This window comes from Massilia sp. YIM B02769 (assembly GCF_030411995.1).
GTDB lineage: Bacteria > Pseudomonadota > Gammaproteobacteria > Burkholderiales > Burkholderiaceae_D > Telluria.
Genome location: NZ_JASNRC010000001.1, coordinates 309,158 through 329,353 on the forward strand (window position 1 = coordinate 309,158; position 20,196 = coordinate 329,353).

Here is a 20,196-nt window from a genome sequence, read left to right on the forward strand (position 1 = left end):
GCGCCGACAGTATCTGCATGACCCCTATCCGACTTTACCCCTGGTGCCTATGGAAATCTTCGGAGTCCCCCTGCAAGCCCTGATGTCCCAGCTGCTGCTGGGGCTGGTCAACGGCTCCTTCTACGCGATGCTCTCGCTCGGCCTGGCCGTTATCTTCGGCCTGCTGAACGTCATCAACTTTTCCCACGGCGCCCTGTACATGATGGGCGCCTTTATCGCCTTCATCGGCGTCAATAACTACGAGCTGAACTACTGGATGATGCTGGTGCTCGCACCGCTCGTCGTCGGCGCCTTCGGCATCGCGGTCGAGAAGACCATGCTGCGCTGGCTCTATAAACTCGACCATTTGTATGGGCTGCTGCTGACCTTCGGCATCACGCTGCTGCTGGAAGGCGTGTTCCGCTCCTTCTTCGGCGTCTCTGGCCAGACCCTGGACGTGCCCGAGCAACTGGCCGGCGCCACCGACCTCGGCTTCATGATCCTGCCGAACTACCGCGCCTGGGTGGTCGGCTGCTCGCTGGTGGTCTGCCTCGGCACCTGGTTCGTGATCGAAAAGACCCGCCTCGGCGCCTACCTGCGCGCCGGCACCGAGAACCCGAAACTGGTCGAAGCCTTCGGCATCAACGTGCCGCGCATGGTCACGCTGACCTATGGCTTCGGCGTCGCGCTGGCCGGCCTGGCCGGTGTGCTGGCCGCACCGGTAATCAACGTCACGCCGCTGATGGGCTCGAACCTGATCATCGTCGTCTTCGCCGTGGTCGTGATCGGCGGCATGGGTTCCATCCTCGGCTCCATCGTCACCGGCCTGATGCTGGGCGTGATCGAAGGCCTGACCCGGGTCTTTTATCCGGAAGGTTCCGAGGTGGTGGTCTTCGTGGTGATGGTCATCGTGCTGCTGCTGCGCCCGGCCGGCCTGTTCGGGAAGGAGAAGTAAGCATGAACAAGAAAATCCTGTACGCGATCGCCTTTGCCATTGCACTGGCGGCGCCGTTCTTCGGCTACCCGGTGTTCCTGATGAAGCTGCTGTGCTTTGCCCTGTTCGCCTGCGCCTTCAACTTGCTGATCGGCTTCACCGGGCTGCTGTCGTTCGGGCATGCCGCCTTCTTCGGCAGCGCGGGTTACGTCACCGGCCACCTGCTGGCGAATGTCGGCCTGTCGCCCGAACTCGGCATCCTGGCCGGCGTCGCGGCCAGCGCCGTGCTGGGGCTGGTGATCGGTTCGCTGGCGATCCGCCGCCAGGGCATCTACTTCTCGATGATCACGCTGGCGCTGGCGCAGATGGTGTACTTCGCCGCGCTGCGCAGCCCCTATACGCACGGCGAGGATGGCCTGCAGGGCGTGCCGCGCGGGAAGTTGCTGGGCCTGATCGATCTGTCGAGCGACCTGACTTTGTACTATGTGGTGCTGGCGATCTTCGTGCTCGGCTTCGCCCTGATCGTGCGCACCGTGCATTCGCCGTTCGGCCAGGTGCTGAAGGCCATCAAGGAAAATGAGCCGCGCGCCATTTCGCTGGGGTACGACGCCGACCGTTACAAGCTGCTTGCCTTTGTCCTGTCGGCTGCACTGACCGGCCTGGCCGGCGCCACCAAGACCCTGGTGCTGGGCTTCGAGACCCTGACCGACGTGCACTGGACCATGTCGGGCCTGGTCGTGCTGATGACCCTGGTCGGCGGCATGGGCACGATGGCCGGTCCGATCATCGGCGCCTTCATCATCGTGGCGCTGGAAAACAAGCTGGGCGACGTCGGCACGGCACTGGCCGAGACCACCGGCATCGAATGGTTCTCGTCGCTGGGCGAATCGGTGGGCATGGTCACCGGCCTGATCTTCATCGTTTGCGTGCTGCTGTTCCGCCGCGGCATCGTCGGCGAAATCGGCGCGCTGTTCGAGCGCCGTGCTCGTGCGAAGCCGGGCACAATGAAGCCGAGTGTCGTGAATGCCGACAGGGAAATTGCATAAGGAGTGTCCATGAAGGAAACCTCGCAGATTCTGAGCGTGAACGGCTTACGCATGCATGTCATGACTGCGGGGGAGGGGCCGGCCGTGCTGCTGATGCACGGCTTCCCCGATACCCATCTGGTCTGGCGCAAGCAGGTCGGCCCGCTGGTGAACGCCGGCTACCGCGTGATCGTGCCCGACATGCGCGGTTACGGCCAGACCGATGCGCCGACGGCCGTGTCGGCCTATCGCACCAGATACATCTGCGACGACATGCTGGCGCTGCTCGACCAGCTCGGCATCCAGGAGGCGCGCCTGGTCGGCCACGACTGGGGCGCATTGATCGGCTGGCTGCTGTGCATGCGTGCGCCGGAACGCTTCACGCAATATGTGGCGCTGTCGGTCGGCCACCCGGCCGCGTTCGCGCGCGCCGGCATCATGCAGCGCCTGCGCAGCAGCTACATGCTGTGGTTCATGGTGCCTTTCCTGCCCGAGCAATCGCTGAGCTTCAACGACTTCCATGCGATGCGTAACTTCACCAAGGAACCGACGCAATACGATGTCTGGCGCCGCAGCCTGCGCGAGCCGGGCCGCCTGACGGCAGCGCTGAACTATTACCGCGCGAATGTGCCGCGCATGATGCTGCCAGGTGGGAAGGCCGATCCGGTCTCGGTGCCGGTGATGGGGGTGTGGAGCAGCCGCGACGTGGCGCTGACCGAAGAGCAGATGCGAGACTCGGCGCAATACGCGACAGGCGGCTTCCGTTTCGAGCGCATCGATGGCGCCGACCACTGGCTGCAGCTGACGGCGGCCGATCGCCTGAATGCGCTGCTGCTCGATTTCTTTGCGGCCGTGCCGCAGCCTGCCGCGGCAGCGTCCGTCTGATCTTTTACAGCGCGGCGGCGTAGATCGCCCGCGCATCCGCACGCGTCAGGTTGCGCGGATTATTCCCCAGCAAGCGCGTCTGGAGCATGGCGTCATCCGCCAGACGGTCCAGGTCGCTCTCCGCAATCCCTACCTGTTGCAGCGTCGTCTGGATGCCGGTGATGCGGGCCGTCTGCTGCATTGCCGCGATCAAGGCTTCGGTACGCGCTTCTGCGCTGCCGCTCGCCTGCGGCACGGCGATCGCCGCCAGCTCGGCATACAGCGGCGCCGCCTCGGGCGCATTGAAGCGCAGCACATGCGGCAAGACCAGCGAGTTCGACAAACCGTGCGGCACATGGAAGATGCCGCCCACCGGATAAGCCAGCGCATGCACGGCCGCGACCGGCGCATTCGAAAATGCCTGGCCGGCCAGGCAGGCGCCGAGCAGCATGGCCTGGCGTACTTCGAGCCGGCTGCCGTTTTCGCAGGCGGGGATCAGGTTCTTCGACAGCAGGTCCAGCGCCTGGCGGGCGAGGGTGTCGGACAGCGGGTTTTTCTTGTGCTTGCTGGTATAGGCCTCGATGGCGTGGACCATGGCGTCGATGCCGGTGGCGGCGGTGACCATGGCCGGCAATCCCAGGGTCAGGGTCGCATCGAGGATGGCGAGGTCGGCATAGAGCTGGGGTGCGACCACGCCCATCTTGGTGGTGGCGCCGGTGGTGACGATGGCGATGTTCGTCACTTCGGAACCGGTGCCGGCGGTGGTCGGCACCTGCACCAGCGGCAGGCGTTTGCCGCTGACCTTGCCGATGCCGTAGATGTCGGCCAGTTGCTGCTCGCCGGTCGCGAGGATGGCGATCAGTTTCGCGACGTCCATCGAGCTGCCGCCGCCGAGGCCGACGACCAGGTCGACATCGTGTTGCTGGGCAAAGCGCACGGCGTCCATGACCACGTCTTCCGGCGGGTCGGCCACCACGCCGGAGTACACGCTGACCCTGAAACCGTTGCGCTGCAAATCCAGGCAGGGCAGTTCGGCCAAGCCGGTGCGCAGGAAGCCTGCGTCGGTGACAACCAGTGCGCGGCGCGGACCGGGAAAGCGCTCGCGGACGATTTCGCCGAGGCGGGCCGCGGCCCCGGGTTCGGAAACGATGTTGGCAACGGTGCTGAAAGCAAAGGCAGTCATGGTCTCATCCAGGGTGTTGTTGTCCGATTAGCTTACACCAGAACGGCCGGGCAGCGGCAGTAGGCCAGCGGCCACAGCCGCCTGCAAACATGCGTACAATTTCGCTTTTCCAAGTTTCGAGAGCAGTGATGATTGACTTCGTATGGCTGGGCGGCGCGGCCTTCCTGGCAGGGCTGGTGGATGCGGTGGTCGGTGGTGGCGGGCTGATCCAGGTGCCGGCGATCTTTTCCGTCTTGCCCAAGGAAGTGCCGGCGACACTGCTGGGCACCAACAAGCTGGCCAGTATCTTCGGTACCGGTGCGGCGGCCGTGAAATATGCCCAGCGTGTACGGGTGGCGTGGAGCGCGGCGGCGCCGGCGGCCCTGGCGGCTTTCGCCTTGTCGTTTGTCGGCGCCTGGACCGTGACGCGCGTACCCGGCGACTTCGTGCGCAGCCTGCTGCCGCTGATCCTGCTGGCGGTGGCGATCTATACCTTCCGCAAGAAAGACCTGGGTTCGGTGCATGCGCCGGTGCACAGCGGTTCGGCGGAACGCTGGTGGGCGATCGGCATGGGCGCCGCCATCGGTTTCTACGACGGCTTCTTCGGTCCCGGCACCGGCAGTTTCCTGATCTTCCTGTACGTGCGTTTCTTTGGCTTCGACTTCCTCAGTGCGTCGGCGGCAGCCAAGATCGTCAACATGGCCTGCAACCTGTCGGCACTGATGTGGTTCGGTTACAGCGGTCACCTGATCTGGCAGCTGGGTCTGATGATGGCGGTGTGTCAGATCGCCGGTTCGCTGGTCGGTACCAGGCTAGCGATCCAACACGGCAGTGCCTTTGTACGTAAATTGTTCCTCGTCGTGGTCTCGGTCTTGATCGTCAAGACAGGCTTCGATGCCATCGTCAGATGGTTCAGCTAAACGTTGAGCTGTGTTGTTTCACGTGGAACAAAAGCCGGGTTCGCCCGGCTTTTTTCATGGCTGAACGTAGAAGTTTTTCTTTTTGTTTCACGTGAAACAACGATGACACTTCGTCCAGCTGTGTTCCACGTGAAACAAAAACCGTCGTGTTTTCGGCCCTCGCTGAGTCTGAGCAAGGAAATGCTTCTATAATCCGATCCTATACTCCGCATTGACACCCGAGATTAGTTTCTCGCTCCACCTATCTCATCATGCTATTTCCAACTGAATTCGACGTCATCGTCGTCGGCGGCGGCCATGCCGGTACCGAGGCTGCGCTTGCGTCTGCGCGCACGGGGCAGAAGACGCTGCTCCTCACCCACAACATCGAGACCCTGGGTCAGATGTCCTGCAACCCTTCGATCGGCGGCATCGGCAAGGGCCACCTGGTCAAGGAAGTCGACGCCCTGGGCGGCGCGATGGCGATTGCCACCGACGAGTCCGGCATCCAGTTCCGCATCCTGAACTCCTCGAAAGGCCCGGCTGTGCGTGCGACGCGCGCCCAGGCCGACCGCATCCTGTACAAGCAGGCGATCCGTTCGCGCCTGGAAAACCAGCCGAATCTGTGGCTGTTCCAGCAGGCTGTGGACGACCTGATGGTGGAGGGCGACCGCGTGGTTGGCGCCGTGACCCAGATCGGCCTGCAGTTCCGCGCCCGTGCTGTCGTGCTGACGGCAGGTACTTTCCTGGACGGGAAGATCCACGTCGGCCTGCAAAACTACTCGGCTGGCCGCGCCGGCGACCCGCCAGCCTTGTCCCTGTCCGCCCGTTTGAAGGAACTCAAGCTGCCGCAGGGCCGCCTGAAAACCGGCACGCCGCCACGCATCGATGGCCGCAGCATCGACTTCTCCGTGCTGGCCGAGCAGCCGGGCGACCTCGATCCGGTCCCGGTGTTCTCGTACATGGGCAACGCCGCCATGCACCCGAAACAGGTGCCGTGCTGGGTCACGCACACGAATGCCCAGACCCACGACATCATCCGCAACGGCCTGGACCGTAGCCCGATGTACACCGGCGTCATCGAAGGCGTCGGCCCGCGTTACTGCCCGTCGATCGAAGACAAGATCCACCGCTTCGCCTCCAAGGAATCGCACCAGATCTTCCTGGAGCCGGAAGGCTTGACGACCAACGAGTTCTACCCGAACGGGATCTCGACCAGCCTGCCATTCGACGTGCAGCTGGCCCTGGTGCGCTCGATGAAGGGCATGGAAAACGCCTTTATCTTGAGACCGGGTTACGCCATCGAATACGATTATTTCGACCCGCGCGGCCTGAAATCGACGCTCGAAACCCGCGCCATCAAGGGCCTGTTCTTTGCCGGCCAGATCAACGGCACCACCGGCTACGAGGAAGCCGCAGCCCAGGGCCTGCTCGCCGGCCTGAACGCCGCGCTGCAAACCAAGGGCGAAGAGGCCTGGACCCCGGGCCGCTCGGAAGCCTACCTCGGCGTGCTGGTCGACGACCTCACGACCCAGGGTGTGGCCGAGCCCTATCGCATGTTCACCAGCCGTGCGGAATATCGCCTGTCGCTGCGCGAAGACAATGCCGACATGCGCCTGACCGAGATCGGCCGCAAGCTAGGCGTGGTAGGCGACGCGCAGTGGGAAGCGTTCGAGACCAAGCGCGAATCCGTGGCGCGCGAGCTGGAGCGCCTGCGTTCGACCTGGGTGAATCCACGCATCCTGGCCGCCGCCGAGTCCGAGCGCGTGGTGGGGCAGGCGATCGAGCGCGAGTACAACCTGGCCGATCTGCTGCGCCGTCCGGGCGTCGAATACGACACCCTGATGAGCATGAACGGCATGGAAGGACAGCCGCTCGCCGGCCCTGGCGTGGGAGATCCTGCGGTCAAGGAACAGGTTGAAATCCAGCTGAAATACGCGGGCTACATCGACCGCCAGGCGCGCGAAGTCGAGCGTCACGACTACTACGAGAACCTGAAATTGCCGGAAAACCTGGACTACCTGGAGATCGCGGCCCTGTCGATCGAGGTGCGCCAGAAGCTGGATAAACAGCGTCCGGAAACCCTGGGGCAGGCCTCGCGCATCTCCGGCGTGACGCCGGCGGCGATTTCCCTGCTGCTGGTACACCTGAAAAAACGCGGCGCCAAGGGCTTTACGAGCGCACCAAGCACCACCGAGGAGGCAGCGCAGTGAGGGGTTTTGACCGAGAAAAACTGACCGCGGTGCTGAACGACGGCATCGACGCCATGGATTTGCCGCTCTGGGCCGCCCAGCGCGAGCAACTCATGGATTACCTGGCCCTGATGGCGAAGTGGAATGGCGTCTACAACCTGACCTCGCTGCGCGACCCGATGCAGATGGTGACCCACCATCTGCTCGATTCGCTGGCGGCCGTTTCCGCCTTCAAGGGCGCGAAAAACGTGCTCGACGTCGGGGCAGGGGGCGGTTTACCGGGCATCGTGCTGGCGATTGCACGCCCGGACATGCAGGTATCCCTGATCGACACCGTGCACAAGAAGACCGCCTTCCTCACGCAAGTAAAGGCGGAACTGGGCCTGAAAAACGTCACCGTCTACACGATGAAGGTGCAGGACCTGAAAGCAGGGCCTTTCGACGTCATCACTTCGCGTGCTTTTGCCGACCTGTCGGATTTCGTCAACTGGTCCGGGCACCTGCTGGAAGAGGGCGGCAAATTCATCGCCTTGAAAGGCACGGCCCCGCCAGACGAACAGGAGCGGCTGCCGAGCGAATGGAAGGTAGCGGAATTGAGGCCGATCAAAGTGCCGAAAGTGGAAGCGGAACGGCACCTGGTTTTCATCGAAAAATCAGATTCCAACAAACAATAACGTAAACGGTATATATCGTTTAAACAGAATAAATCGTTTATACGGTTTAAACGGAATGAACGATATGTATCGATTAAAGTAGGACCGGATGAAATAGATGGCAAAGATATTTTGCGTAGCAAACCAGAAGGGTGGCGTCGGCAAGACGACCACCAGCGTCAACCTGGCGGCAGGCCTGGCCAAGCTCGAACAGCGCGTGCTGCTGGTCGACCTCGACCCCCAGGGCAATGCCACCATGGGAGCGGGGATCAACAAGGCCACGCTGGAAGCGTCCACCTACCACGTGCTGCTGGGCGAGGCGGAAGTGACTGAAGCGCGCGTGCGCTCGGAAGCAGGGCGCTTCGATGTGCTGCCGGCGAACCGCGACCTGGCCGGCGCCGAAGTGGAGATGGTGGAACTCGACAACCGCGAGCGCCGCCTGAAGAACGCGCTGGCCAAGGTGGATGCGGACTACGACTTCATCCTGGTCGATTGCCCGCCGGCGCTGTCGATGCTGACCCTGAACGGCCTGTGCGCCGCGCATGGCGTGATCATCCCGATGCAGTGCGAGTACTACGCACTGGAAGGCTTGTCGGATCTGGTGAACACCATCAAGAAGGTGCACGCCAACCTGAACACCGACCTGAAGATCATCGGCCTCCTGCGCGTGATGTTCGATCCGCGCATGACCCTGTCGCAGCAAGTCTCGGCGCAACTGGAGCAGCACTTCGGCGGCAAGGTCTTCAAGACCATCATCCCGCGCAACGTGCGCCTGGCCGAAGCGCCGTCGTACGGCATCCCGGGCGTGACCTTCGATCCTTCGTCCAAAGGGGCGCAGGCGTATATCGCGTTCGGGGCCGAAATGGTCGAGCGCATCAAGACGATGTAACCAGCGGAGATCATTACAAATGGCTACCAAGAAATTCAAAGGCCTCGGCCGCGGTCTTGATGCATTGTTGGGCGGCGACCTGGACGCGGTGCCGGCGCCGGCCCACGCACCATCGACCCTCGCCATCTCGCAGCTGCAGGCGGGCAAATACCAGCCGCGTACCCGGATGGACGAGGGGGCCTTGCAGGAGCTGGCCGCCTCGATCAAGACCCAGGGCGTGATGCAGCCGGTATTGGTGCGTCCGGTCGAGGGCGGGCGCTACGAGATCATCGCCGGCGAACGCCGCTTCCGCGCGGCGCAGCTGGCCGGGCTGGACGAGATCCCGGTGCTGGTGCGCGAAGTCGACGACCAGGCCGCCGCCGCGATGGCCCTGATCGAGAACATGCAGCGCGAAGACCTGAACCCGCTCGAAGAAGCGCAGGGCATCGCACGATTGATCTCGGATTTCGATTTCACCCATGAACAGGCGGCGGGCGCGGTCGGCCGCTCGCGCAGCGCGGTGTCGAACCTGCTGCGCCTGGTGAACCTGGCCGGACCGGTGCAGACCATGCTGATGGCAGGCGATATCGACATGGGCCATGCACGTGCGCTGCTGTCTGTGGATAACGCCAGCCAGATCGCCCTGGCCACGCAGGTGGTGGCCAAGCGCCTGTCGGTGCGCGAGACCGAGAAGCTGGTGGCGCGTGCGATCGAGGAGCAGAACGCCCCGGCCGCCGCCGCGCGCCAGAAGGAAAAGTCGGGCGACATCGTGCGGCTGGAAGAGGAACTGTCCGACAAGCTGGCGACGCCGGTCATGTTCAAGATGGGGCCGAAGGGGAAGGGGCAGATGATCATCGACTTCTCGAACCTGGATGTGCTCGAAGGTGTCCTTGCCCGACTGCGTGCCTAAACCGAAACGGTTGGCTGGTAATACCGACTGCTACATGCTCGGAGTTAGCGACGTGGAGCGGGTAGGGTGGGCGCCCTGTGCCCACGCGTGAACTGTGAACATGGTTGGCTTAACTCCGCGGCAACTTCACGCGAGCGTTCGCGTGGGCACGGTGCGCCCACCCTACGGTATCCTACGTGCGGTGCCTAAACAACTGTCGCATCTACCCAACAATAGTTGAACGCGTGGACGGCCAAGCCGTCCACCCTACGCGCCAGGTTCACAGGCCGCCTCCGCATCCGACTTCCAAACCTCTGCAACACCCCATTCTCCCCGGGTAAATCCCCCTCCGCAGCACCCTTTCCGCATACGTATTCCGCCCCGCGAACTGCACGTAAAACCTGCCGATCTATCAAGATTTATGTGACATTTCAAGCCCTTGCGCACTACCACCGCACAGCCGGAATCGTTTGACTCAAATGCACTAACGAACTTATAATCCCGCTGATTCATGTAATTACCACACCGTAACTCGGTTCAAACGGCCAAGGCAGAAGAAAAAAAATGTTGCGCCTGGTCTCCCTGCAATTGATCGCAACAGCTGTCGCCGGCCTCATCGCCGCACTGCTGGGGGGATGGCCTGCGATGTTTTCGGCGGTACTGGGCGGTATTTGTTGCGTCTTACCCAACGGCATCATGGCGCTGCGCTTGTTCGCCGCCGCACACCAGCCGGGCGGGACCAACCCGTTCACGTTTTTCATCTGGGAATTTATAAAAATTGCTTTAACGCTTGCCCTACTGGCGGCAACTGCGTGGCTGTACCGTGACCTGAACTGGCTGGCGCTCCTCGCCGGGTTCATCGTGGCGCTGAAAAGTTACATATTCTTATTATTTAGGCACTGAAAATGGCGACGACAACCGTAGAAGGCGCGCACCACGCTGCGCCAACCGCGTCGGAATACATCCGACACCACTTGGCCCACCTGTCGAACACCCACCAGCAGGGTCCGGTCGACTTCAGCGTGCTCCATTACGACACCCTGTTCTGGTCGATCGCCATGGGCGTGATCGGCTGCCTGGTCATGTGGATGGCGGCGCGTAAAGCGACCGCCGGCGTACCGGGCCGCTTCCAGGCTGCCGTCGAGATGCTGGTCGAGATGGTGGAAAACCAGTCGAAGACCATCGTCCACGGCGACCGCAGCTTCATCGCGCCGGCCGCCCTTACCGTGTTCGTCTGGGTCGCCCTGATGAACTCGCTGGACTTCCTGCCGGTCGACATGTTCTCCGAAGCCTTCAAGTATTTCGGCGTCGAGCACCTGTTCCCTTACCACCGCGTGGTCCCGACCGCCGACCTGAACGGCACCATCGGCATTTCGCTGGGCGTGCTGATCCTGATGCTGTACTACGGCATCAAGATCAAGGGTTTCGGCGGCTGGCTCCACGAACTGTTCGCAGCACCGTTCGGCATCTACATGGCGCCGTTCAACCTGCTGCTGAACATCATCGAATACGCAGCAAAAATGGTGTCGCTCGGTATGCGACTGTTCGGCAACATGTTCGCCGGCGAGCTGCTGTTCCTATTGATCGCTTTGCTTGGTTCGACCGCCACCGTCTTCGGTTTCGTCGGCCACGTAATCGCAGGCTCGATCTGGGCGATCTTCCACATCCTGATCGTGTTCCTGCAGGCATTCATCTTCATGATGCTGACGCTGGTGTACCTCGGTCAGGCCCACGAAGGCCACTGATCGGCGCCGCAAGCATCGAACTAGATAGTGGTTGTAACGAAGTTGTAGTTTTTAATCTGTTTTTAAATTAACTTTTTGGAGTAATCATGACTGACGTTTCTTTTGTTGCACTGGCTTGCGGTTTGATCATCGGCCTCGGCGCTATCGGCGCATGTATCGGTATCGCTATCATGGGCGGTAAATACCTCGAAGCTTCGGCACGTCAGCCAGAACTGATGAACACCCTGCAGACCAAGATGTTCCTGCTGGCTGGCCTGATCGACGCGGCATTCCTGATCGGCGTTGGTATCGCCATGCTGTTCGCATTCGCAAACCCATTCACCCCGACCTAAGCGCCGGGCAGTCTGGATTTGAAGGGCCGAACCATCGCGGTTCGGCATCCGTTTTTGTGAGAAGGGAAAAACCGTGGATCTTAACGCAACTCTGTTTGCACAGCTCGCCGTCTTCCTCGTCCTGGCACTCTTCACGATGAAATTCGTGTGGCCGCCACTGATGAAAGCGCTCGACGAGCGCGCCGAGAGGATCGCGAATGGTCTGGCTGCTGCAGACCGCGGCAAGGCCGACCTGGCCGCCGCCGAAAAGCGTGTGCAGGCCGAACTGGCCGGCGCCCGTGACGAAGGCCAGAAGCGCATCGCCGACGCCGAAAAGCGCGCCGCGCTGATCATCGACGAAGCCAAGAAGACCGCCGCTGAAGAAGCCGCCCGTATCGTCGCCAACGCCAAGGCCGACGCCGAGCAGCAAGTAACGCGCGTGCGCGAAGAACTGCGTGGCCAGGTGGCCGCTCTGGCAGTGCAAGGCGCCGAGCAGATCCTGAAGCGCGAAGTGAACGCAGAAGCGCACGCCGCCCTGCTGTCGCAACTGTCGGCCGAGCTGTAATCATGGCTGAACTCGCAACCGTCGCCCGTCCCTACGCCGAAGCGCTGTTCCGCGTTGCCCAATCGGGCAACATGGCAGCCTGGTCCGAACTCGTGTCCGAACTGGCACAAGTCGGCGCCAACCCTGATGTGCAGGCGTTTGCCGCCAATCCGAAACTGACCGCAACCGACCTGGTCGCTACGCTGACCTCGCTGGTGAAGTCGCCGGTGACCCCGGAGGCGTCGAACTTCCTGGCGATGCTGGCCGAAAACGGCCGCATCAGCCTGCTGCCGCAGATCGGCGCGCAGTTCCAGGAACTGAAGAACGCGCAGGCAGGTGCTGCCGACGCGACCATCTTCAGCGCCTTTGACCTGACCGACGCGCAAACCGCGCAGCTGGTCGGTACGCTGGAAAAGAAATTCGGCCGCAAGCTCAACCCAACGGTGACCGTCGATCCGTCGCTGATCGGTGGTGTGCGCGTGGTGGTTGGTGATGAAGTGCTCGATACCTCGGTACGCGCCAAGCTGCAACAGATGCATGTTGCGCTGGTGTCGTAAGCGACCCATCGCACGATTCTCCGGCGCCTCTCGCCCTTGCCCTACGCATCAAGAAACTATTAGGAGTTAGCACTCATGCAACTTAATTCATCTGAAATCAGCGAACTGATCAAGAGCCGGATCCAGGGCCTCGAAGGTTCGGCTGACGTTCGCAATCAAGGCACGGTGATCTCCGTCGCCGACGGTATCTGCCGCATCCATGGTCTGTCGGACGTGATGCAGGGCGAGATGCTGGAATTCCCGGGCAACACCTTCGGTCTGGCGATGAACCTCGAGCGCGACTCGGTCGGCTCGGTCATCCTGGGCTCGTACGAGCACATCTCGGAAGGCGACACCGTCAAGACCACCGGCCGCATCCTGGAAGTGCCGATCGGTCCTGAACTGCGTGGCCGCGTGGTCAACGCTCTGGGCCAGCCGATCGACGGCAAGGGCCCGATCGACGCCAAGCTGACCGCCCCGATCGAAAAGATCGCGCCAGGCGTCATCGCCCGCGAATCCGTGTCGCAGCCTATGCAGACCGGCATCAAGTCGATCGACGCGATGGTGCCGATCGGCCGCGGCCAACGCGAGCTGATCATCGGCGACCGCCAGACCGGTAAATCGGCTGTCGCAGTCGACGCGATCATCAACCAGAAGGGCCAGGGCGTAACCTGCGTGTACGTCGCAATCGGCCAGAAGGCTTCGACCATCAAGAACATCGTGCGTTCGCTGGAACAGCACGGCGCGATGGAGTACACCATTGTTGTCGCAGCATCGGCGTCGGAATCGGCCGCCATGCAGTACATCTCGGCCTACTCGGGCTGCGCGATGGGAGAATACTTCCGCGACCGCGGCGAAGACGCGCTGATCGTGTACGACGACCTGTCGAAGCAGGCTGTTGCCTACCGCCAGATCTCGCTGCTGCTGCGCCGCCCACCAGGCCGCGAAGCTTACCCAGGCGACGTGTTCTACCTGCACAGCCGTCTGCTCGAGCGCGCAGCACGCGTGAACGCCGACTACGTCGAGAAGTTTACCGACGGCGCCGTGACCGGCAAGACCGGCTCGCTGACCGCACTGCCGATCATCGAAACCCAGGCGGGCGACGTCTCGGCCTTCGTGCCGACCAACGTGATTTCGATTACCGACGGCCAGATCTTCCTGGAGACCTCGCTGTTCAACGCCGGTATCCGTCCTGCGATCAACGCCGGTATCTCGGTCTCGCGCGTCGGTGGCGCAGCCCAGACCAAGGTCATCAAGAACCTGTCGGGCGGTATCCGTACCGACCTGGCCCAGTACCGTGAACTGGCTGCGTTCGCGCAGTTCGCATCGGACCTGGACGAATCGACCCGCAAGCAGCTGGACCGCGGTGCACGCGTGACCGAACTGCTGAAGCAGCCGCAGTTCTCGCCGCTGCCGGTGTCGCTGATGGCCGCTTCGCTGTACGCCGTCAACAAGGGCTATTTCGACGACATCGAAGTCAAGCAAGTGCTGGCATTCGAGAGCGGCCTGCATGGCTACCTGAAGACCAAGCAGCCGGCGCTCCTGTCGAAGATCGAAGAAACCAAGCAACTGGACAAGGACGCCGACGCAGCACTCGCGGCCGCCATTGCTGATTTCAAAAAGTCCGGCGCATTCTAATTGAAATGAAGGATCCGGCAGCGCTTGCTGAAAGCGCTGCCGGTGACCGGAAGGAGTAAGGACTCATGGCAGTAGGCAAAGAGATTCGTGGCAAGATCAAGAGCGTAGAGAATACGAAGAAGATCACCAAGGCGATGGAAATGGTCGCCGCATCGAAAATGCGCAAGGCGCAGGACCGTATGCGCGCCGCCCGTCCCTACAGTGAGAAAGTTCGGAATATCACCGCCAATCTGGCCGGCGCAAATCCGGAGTACACCCACGTGTTCATGGCGCAAGCCAAGCACGTGCAGGCAAAAGCTGTCGGCTTCATCGTCGTCACGACCGACAAGGGTCTGTGCGGCGGCATGAACACCAACATCCTGCGCCAGGTGACGCAGAAGTCGCGCGAACTGGAAGCGGCGGGCAACCGCATCGAGGCGGTTGCCATCGGCAACAAGGGCCTGGGCTTCCTGAACCGCATCGGCGCCAAGGTCGTGTCGCACGCCACCCAGATCGGCGATACGCCGCACCTGGAAAAGCTGATCGGCCCGATCAAGGTCATGCTCGACGCATACCAGGACGGCCAGCTGGACGCGGTTTACCTGTGCTACACCAAGTTCATCAACACGATGAAGCAGGAACCGGTCGTCGAGCAGCTGCTCCCGCTGCCGGCCAAGCACCTGGAACAGGAAAAGGGCGGCATCTCGTGGGATTACATCTACGAGCCTGAAGCGCAAGTCGTGATCGACGAACTGCTGGTGCGTTACGTCGAGGCCCTGGTGTACCAGGCTGTCGCCGAAAACCTGGCGTCCGAGCAATCGGCACGCATGGTCGCGATGAAGGCCGCGAGCGACAACGCAGGCAGCGTCATCAGCGATCTGAAGCTGGTCTACAACAAGACCCGCCAGGCAGCGATTACCAAAGAACTCTCCGAGATCGTCGCCGGCGCGGCAGCGGTCTAAAACACGAATTTAACTATATCTGAAGGAACGAACATGGCTGATGGCAAAATCGTTCAGTGTATCGGCGCAGTGGTCGACGTGGAATTCCCGCGTAACGCCATGCCGAAGGTCTACGACGCACTGAAAATGGAAGGCTCCGCACTGACCCTGGAAGTGCAGCAGCAGCTGGGTGACGGCATCGTCCGTACCATTGCGCTGGGCTCTTCGGAAGGCCTGCGTCGCGGCATGACCATCCAGAACACCGGCAACCCGATCATGGTTCCGGTTGGCGTGGCCACCCTGGGCCGCATCATGGACGTGCTGGGCAACCCGATCGACGAATGCGGTCCTGTGAGCAGCGAGCGCACCGCCTCGATCCACCGCTCGGCCCCGGTGTACGACGAACTGTCGCCATCGACCGACCTGCTGGAAACCGGCATCAAGGTCATCGACCTGGTCTGCCCGTTCGCCAAGGGCGGTAAGGTCGGCCTGTTCGGCGGCGCCGGCGTCGGCAAGACCGTCAACATGATGGAACTGATCAACAACATCGCCAAGGCACACTCGGGTCTGTCCGTGTTCGCCGGCGTGGGCGAGCGTACCCGCGAAGGTAACGACTTCTACCACGAAATGGCCGATGCCAAGGTCGTCGACCTGGAAAACCCGACCAACTCGAAGGTCGCGATGGTCTACGGCCAGATGAACGAACCACCAGGCAACCGTCTGCGCGTCGCGCTGACCGGCCTGACCATGGCCGAAGCCTTCCGTGACGAAGGCAAGGACGTGCTGTTCTTCGTCGACAACATCTACCGCTACACCCTGGCCGGTACCGAAGTGTCGGCACTGCTGGGCCGTATGCCGTCGGCGGTGGGCTACCAGCCTACCCTGGCCGAAGAAATGGGCCGTCTGCAAGAGCGCATCACCTCGACCAAGACCGGTTCGATCACCTCGATCCAGGCCGTCTACGTTCCTGCGGATGACTTGACCGACCCGTCGCCGGCAACCACCTTCGCCCACCTGGACTCGACCGTCGTTCTGTCGCGTGACATCGCCTCGCTGGGTATCTACCCTGCGGTCGATCCACTGGACTCGACCTCGCGCCAGCTGGACCCGCTGGTCGTCGGCCAGGAACACTACGAAACCGCGCGCGCTGTCCAGGGCACCCTGCAGCGTTACAAGGAACTGCGCGACATCATCGCGATTCTGGGCATGGACGAACTGGCGCCGGAAGACAAGCTGACCGTGGCACGCGCGCGTAAGATGCAGCGTTTCCTGTCGCAGCCTTTCCACGTCGCTGAAGTGTTCACCGGCGCACCGGGCAAGTACGTTTCGCTGAAAGACACGATCAAGGGCTTCAAGATGATCGCATCGGGCGAACTGGACCACATGCCGGAGCAGGCGTTCTACATGGTCGGCACCATCGAAGAAGCAATCGAAAAAGCCAAGAAACTGGCTTCCTAATCGGTTTCTTCAACCTGAAGGACACACATGGCAAACATTTTTCACGTTGACGTGGTCTCGGCCGAAGAGCAGATCTTCTCCGGCGAAGCGACTTTCGTCGCGTTGCCGGGTGAAGCGGGCGAGCTGGGTATCTACCCGAAGCACACCCCGCTGATCACGCGGATCCGTCCGGGCGCCGTGCGCATCCAGACGACCGCGGGCAATGAAGAGTTCGTCTTCGTCGCCGGCGGCATCCTCGAGGTGCAGCCGAACGGCGTGACCGTGCTGGCCGACACCGCGATCCGCGGCGGCGACCTGGATGAAGCGAAAGCCCAGGAAGCCAAGCGCCAGGCGGAAGAACTGATGCAGAACCAGGATTCGACGATCGACTACGCGAAAGCCCAGGCGGAACTCGCCGCGGCGATCGCGCAGCTGGCGGCGATCCACAAGCTGCGCTCGAAGGGCCGTTAAGCCCTTCCGGTGGTGGCAGACAGAAAGGCAGGGCTTCGGCTCTGCCTTTTTTTTTGGTGCACGCATGCGGCTTGCATGCGCACCCAGCCTGACTTCATGTCAAACCAGATGTTGTCTCAACAATATGGAACAGCAGGTCGTCTTGCCATTTTTGATAGCACGACAGGTAATAAAGTGTTGTAACGTAACAAATTAAGTATTGATATAGAACAATATGATTTCTCCAGAGGAATGGAGTACGTACAATCTGGTGCATAACGATAAAAATCAAAGGCACCCATGTCCATTCCCTCTCCCCAGCTCACGTTGCCAGCCTTTGCCGCCGTGTGCAATTCTGTCTTCGCCGTTAGCGGACTCGACGGCGTTGCACTGACGCTGTACGAAGCGCTTCCCCTGGCCGGCGCCGCGCCGGACGAACATCGCTTTTCCCTGGGCTTCCGCAGCTCCGCCGCCGTGCAGCTGGAGCAAGGCACTTATACGCTCGACCATGCCGTCCTTGGCACGCTGGCCATCTTCCTGGTGCCCGTCGGCCGCGACGCCGGCGGCGTGCAATACCAGGCCATCTTCAACTGATACCGATCACGGCCGGGACCCCGGTCCTCACCCGCAAGGAGCCTCATGTCAGACGCTTATCTCGGCGAGATCCGTGCGATCTCGTTCAACTTCCCGCCCAAAGGCTGGGCCTTCTGCAATGGGCAGCAACTGCCCATCAACCAGAACCAGGCCTTGTTCGCCCTGCTCGGCACCACCTATGGCGGCAACGGCCAGACCACCTTCGCACTGCCCGACCTGCGCAGCCGCATGCCTGTCCACTTCGGCAACGGCTTCACGCTGGGCCAGGCCGGCGGCGAACAGGCGCACACCCTGACGCAGGCGGAAATGCCCCAGCACACCCACGTGCTGGAAGCGAATACCGGGCTGGCCACCTCGGCCAGTCCGGCCGGCGCCCTGCTCGGCAAGAAGGGCCGCCTGGGACGCGACGTGTACGCTCCGGCCGGCAACCTGACCAGCCTGCACCCGGCCAGCGTCACCTCGGCCGGCGGCAACCAGCCACACGACAACATGCAGCCCTTCCTCGCGCTGAATTTCGTGATCGCCCTGACCGGCATTTTCCCTTCTCAAAACTAACCTGGAGTCTATCGATGCCTTATGTCGGTGAAATCCGTATCTTCGCGGGAAACTTTCCTCCAGCCGGCTGGGAATTCTGCCGGGGCCAGGTCCTACCCATCTCGGAAAACGAGACCTTGTACCAGCTGATCGGCACCACTTATGGTGGCGATGGCCAGGAAACCTTCAATCTGCCCGACCTGACCAGCCGCGTGCCGGTGCACAGCGGGAACAGCGCCGGGTCCGGCCTGAGCCAGCGCATGCTGGGCGAAAGCGGCGGCGTCGAAGAAGTCACGCTGTCGATGAACCAGGTGCCGCTGCACACGCACGGCGTCATGGCCTCGCGCAACCCGGCCTCGAGCAGCGCCACCGCCGCCAACGGCGTGCCGGCCAGCGTCGCCGCCACCAGCATCTACGGCCCCATGGGCACGCCCGGCGCGATGACGGCGAATGCCATCGGCAGCGCCGGCGGCAGCCAGCCGCACACCAACATGGCGCCCTACCTGGGCGTGAACTTCATCATTTCGCTGTACGGCATCTTCCCGTCGCAAACCTGAGGACACAGCAATGAGCGATCAATTCGTGGGCGAGATCCGCATCTTCGCCACCAACTTCGCCGCGCGCGGCTGGGCCCATTGCAATGGCCAGCTGCTGCCGATCTCGCAGAACACGGCGCTTTTCTCGATCCTGGGCACCACCTATGGCGGCGACGGCAAGACCACCTTCGCCCTGCCCAACCTGCAAGGCCGCGCGCCGCTGCAGGCCGGCTACTCCGGCGGCGGCAATGGCCTGTCGACACGCGAACTGGGCGAGATGGGCGGCGAAGCCGCCGTCAGCCTGCTCGCCAGCGAGATCCCGGTCCACACCCACCAGCTGATGCATTCGGGCGGCGCCGCCACCGCGGCCACCCCGGACGCTTCGCTCGCCCTGGCGCGCACCGCCACGGCCCAGGTGTACACGCCGGGCGACAGCAGCGCGCCCGCCTCGCTGCAGGCGCTGGCGCCGGCCGGGTCCAGCCTCCCGCACAACAACATGCAGCCCTACCTGACGCTGAACTTCTGCATCGCGTTGCAGGGCGTCTTCCCGCCGCGTCACTGATGCACGCCGAACTGCGGCTGCGCGCCAGCGAAACGGACGACGAGGCCTTCCTGCGCCGCGTGTATGCCGGGACGCGCACGCACGAGATCGCGCTGGCGGGCTGGGATGCCGCCGGCGCCGACGCTTTCCTGCGCATGCAGTTCGACGCCCAGCAGCGGCATTACCGCGCGTATTACCCGCAGGTCCGCTTCGACATCGTCGAGCGCGCCGGTGAAGCGATCGGCCGGCTCTACGTAGCCAGGCATGCCGACGCCATCCATGTGCTCGACATCGCCCTGCTGGCGCCCTGGCGCGGCCAGGGCATCGGCGCCGCTTTGCTGCGCGCCCTGCAGGAAGAGGCTGCCCGCGAAGGACACCGCCTCACGCTCCAGGTCGCGCTGAACAACCGCGCCCACGCGCTGTATGCGCGCCTGGGCTTTACGAATACCGCACTCCAGGGCCTGCACCAGGCAATGGAGTGGCGAGCTCCCTCCACCGCTTGATCCCGCACCTACGATGAAACGACGAATCTTCCTGAAATCCGCCAGCGCCACGCTGGCAATGGGCGGGCTGGGCCTGCATGCTGTGCTCGCCACCGCTGCCGACGGCGCCGATGCCTTCGCATGGAGCCGCGCCCGCGCCGACACGCTGGTCGGCCAGTCCTTCTGGCTGAACCACCCGGAGTCGGGCGCCATGGCCGTGACCCTGGCCGCCGTGCTGGCGCCGGCACGTCTCGACCCGCACCTTGACCAGTTCTCGCTCGTGTTCCGCGCAGCGGGCAAGCCGCTCGTCGTCGACGGCATCTACGACATGGACCACCCGGCCATCGGCCGCTTCGCCCTGCACCTGACGCCGGCAGGCGTGGACGCCAACGGCGCCAGCTTCCGCTCCGACTTCACCCTCCTGACCTGACCAACCCGATGGCCGCGCGCGCGGCCCTTCTTT

The 20,196-nt window shown here is 62.7% G+C and carries 24 protein-coding genes; 23 read left to right on the plus strand and 1 reads right to left on the minus strand.

All coding sequences use genetic code 11. The annotated features are described in order from the left end of the window. Positions 1 to 49: 49 nt before the first annotated feature. From QPK31_RS01460 to QPK31_RS01470, 3 genes are read left to right on the plus strand one after another with little or no spacing between them, the layout of a single operon-like run. Positions 50 to 934 carry a branched-chain amino acid ABC transporter permease gene (locus QPK31_RS01460; RefSeq protein WP_290421163.1) on the plus strand — a complete coding sequence of 295 codons (885 nt, stop codon included), beginning with the start codon at positions 50 to 52 and terminating at the stop codon, positions 932 to 934. Positions 935 to 936: 2 nt separating this feature from the next. Continuing rightward, positions 937 to 1,959, plus strand: coding sequence for a branched-chain amino acid ABC transporter permease (locus tag QPK31_RS01465; RefSeq protein WP_290421164.1), 1,023 nt, complete (start codon positions 937 to 939; stop codon positions 1,957 to 1,959). 9 nt (positions 1,960 to 1,968) lie between these two features. Continuing rightward, a complete protein-coding gene (locus QPK31_RS01470) occupies positions 1,969 to 2,823 on the plus strand; it encodes an alpha/beta fold hydrolase (RefSeq protein ID WP_290421165.1) in 855 nt (284 codons plus the stop codon). Positions 2,824 to 2,827: 4 nt separating this feature from the next. On the opposite strand, the gene QPK31_RS01475 is transcribed toward QPK31_RS01470, so the two are convergent. Next, positions 2,828 to 3,985, minus strand: coding sequence for an iron-containing alcohol dehydrogenase (locus QPK31_RS01475; RefSeq protein ID WP_290421166.1), 1,158 nt, complete (start codon positions 3,983 to 3,985; stop codon positions 2,828 to 2,830). Positions 3,986 to 4,113: 128 nt separating this feature from the next. On the opposite strand from QPK31_RS01475, the gene QPK31_RS01480 reads away from it, so the two are divergent. The 20 genes from QPK31_RS01480 (at position 4,114) to QPK31_RS01575 (ending at position 20,163) form a co-directional block, all read left to right on the plus strand. Continuing rightward, on the plus strand, positions 4,114 to 4,884 hold the full coding sequence (locus tag QPK31_RS01480) for a TSUP family transporter (protein WP_290421167.1): 771 nt from the start codon (positions 4,114 to 4,116) through the stop codon (positions 4,882 to 4,884). Positions 4,885 to 5,135: 251 nt separating this feature from the next. Further along, positions 5,136 to 7,076, plus strand: coding sequence for a tRNA uridine-5-carboxymethylaminomethyl(34) synthesis enzyme MnmG (gene mnmG, locus QPK31_RS01485; protein ID WP_290421168.1), 1,941 nt, complete (start codon positions 5,136 to 5,138; stop codon positions 7,074 to 7,076). Further along, positions 7,073 to 7,729 carry a 16S rRNA (guanine(527)-N(7))-methyltransferase RsmG gene (rsmG, locus tag QPK31_RS01490; RefSeq protein WP_290421169.1) on the plus strand — a complete coding sequence of 219 codons (657 nt, stop codon included), beginning with the start codon at positions 7,073 to 7,075 and terminating at the stop codon, positions 7,727 to 7,729. The genes mnmG and rsmG overlap by 4 nt, the downstream gene beginning before the upstream one ends. Before the next feature lie 97 nt (positions 7,730 to 7,826). Then, positions 7,827 to 8,597 carry a ParA family protein gene (locus QPK31_RS01495; RefSeq protein ID WP_290421170.1) on the plus strand — a complete coding sequence of 257 codons (771 nt, stop codon included), beginning with the start codon at positions 7,827 to 7,829 and terminating at the stop codon, positions 8,595 to 8,597. Positions 8,598 to 8,616: 19 nt separating this feature from the next. Further along, positions 8,617 to 9,486: a ParB/RepB/Spo0J family partition protein gene (locus QPK31_RS01500; RefSeq protein ID WP_290421171.1), complete on the plus strand. Its 870-nt coding sequence runs from the start codon at positions 8,617 to 8,619 to the stop codon at positions 9,484 to 9,486. A 543-nt stretch (positions 9,487 to 10,029) separates the two neighbouring features. After that, positions 10,030 to 10,368 carry an ATP synthase subunit I gene (locus QPK31_RS01505; protein ID WP_290421172.1) on the plus strand — a complete coding sequence of 113 codons (339 nt, stop codon included), beginning with the start codon at positions 10,030 to 10,032 and terminating at the stop codon, positions 10,366 to 10,368. A 2-nt stretch (positions 10,369 to 10,370) separates the two neighbouring features. Beyond that, positions 10,371 to 11,210, plus strand: a complete 840-nt coding sequence (gene atpB / locus QPK31_RS01510; protein ID WP_290421173.1) for a F0F1 ATP synthase subunit A — start codon at positions 10,371 to 10,373, stop codon at positions 11,208 to 11,210. Between the two features lie 86 nt (positions 11,211 to 11,296). Then, positions 11,297 to 11,542 (plus strand): F0F1 ATP synthase subunit C, encoded by a 246-nt coding sequence (gene atpE / locus QPK31_RS01515; RefSeq protein WP_036253157.1) that lies wholly within the window; start codon positions 11,297 to 11,299, stop codon positions 11,540 to 11,542. Between the two features lie 73 nt (positions 11,543 to 11,615). Further along, positions 11,616 to 12,086: a F0F1 ATP synthase subunit B gene (locus tag QPK31_RS01520; RefSeq protein WP_290421174.1), complete on the plus strand. Its 471-nt coding sequence runs from the start codon at positions 11,616 to 11,618 to the stop codon at positions 12,084 to 12,086. Between the two features lie 2 nt (positions 12,087 to 12,088). After that, on the plus strand, positions 12,089 to 12,622 hold the full coding sequence (locus QPK31_RS01525; RefSeq protein ID WP_290421175.1) for a F0F1 ATP synthase subunit delta: 534 nt from the start codon (positions 12,089 to 12,091) through the stop codon (positions 12,620 to 12,622). 75 nt (positions 12,623 to 12,697) lie between these two features. Beyond that, the gene (gene atpA, locus QPK31_RS01530) at positions 12,698 to 14,239 is read left to right on the plus strand and encodes a F0F1 ATP synthase subunit alpha (protein ID WP_290421176.1); all 1,542 of its coding nucleotides are present in this window, start codon (positions 12,698 to 12,700) and stop codon (positions 14,237 to 14,239) included. Positions 14,240 to 14,304: 65 nt separating this feature from the next. Continuing rightward, a complete protein-coding gene (gene atpG / locus QPK31_RS01535) occupies positions 14,305 to 15,180 on the plus strand; it encodes a F0F1 ATP synthase subunit gamma (RefSeq protein WP_290421177.1) in 876 nt (291 codons plus the stop codon). A gap of 33 nt (positions 15,181 to 15,213) precedes the next feature. Next, complete coding sequence (atpD, locus tag QPK31_RS01540) at positions 15,214 to 16,617, plus strand: F0F1 ATP synthase subunit beta (RefSeq protein ID WP_290421178.1); 1,404 nt, start codon at positions 15,214 to 15,216, stop codon at positions 16,615 to 16,617. 27 nt (positions 16,618 to 16,644) lie between these two features. Next, positions 16,645 to 17,067, plus strand: a complete 423-nt coding sequence (locus QPK31_RS01545; RefSeq protein WP_290421179.1) for a F0F1 ATP synthase subunit epsilon — start codon at positions 16,645 to 16,647, stop codon at positions 17,065 to 17,067. A gap of 279 nt (positions 17,068 to 17,346) precedes the next feature. Further along, entirely contained in the window at positions 17,347 to 17,640 is a 294-nt protein-coding gene (locus tag QPK31_RS01550; RefSeq protein WP_290421180.1) for a hypothetical protein, read from the plus strand. Positions 17,641 to 17,685: 45 nt separating this feature from the next. Further along, entirely contained in the window at positions 17,686 to 18,195 is a 510-nt protein-coding gene (locus QPK31_RS01555; protein WP_290421181.1) for a phage tail protein, read from the plus strand. A gap of 14 nt (positions 18,196 to 18,209) precedes the next feature. Continuing rightward, positions 18,210 to 18,731, plus strand: a complete 522-nt coding sequence (locus tag QPK31_RS01560) for a phage tail protein (protein WP_290421182.1) — start codon at positions 18,210 to 18,212, stop codon at positions 18,729 to 18,731. Between the two features lie 10 nt (positions 18,732 to 18,741). After that, positions 18,742 to 19,272: a phage tail protein gene (locus tag QPK31_RS01565; RefSeq protein WP_290421183.1), complete on the plus strand. Its 531-nt coding sequence runs from the start codon at positions 18,742 to 18,744 to the stop codon at positions 19,270 to 19,272. Beyond that, complete coding sequence (locus QPK31_RS01570; RefSeq protein WP_290421184.1) at positions 19,272 to 19,754, plus strand: GNAT family N-acetyltransferase; 483 nt, start codon at positions 19,272 to 19,274, stop codon at positions 19,752 to 19,754. The genes QPK31_RS01565 and QPK31_RS01570 overlap by 1 nt, the downstream gene beginning before the upstream one ends. Positions 19,755 to 19,767: 13 nt before the next feature. Then, a complete protein-coding gene (locus QPK31_RS01575; protein ID WP_290421185.1) occupies positions 19,768 to 20,163 on the plus strand; it encodes a hypothetical protein in 396 nt (131 codons plus the stop codon). Positions 20,164 to 20,196 lie beyond the last annotated feature (33 nt).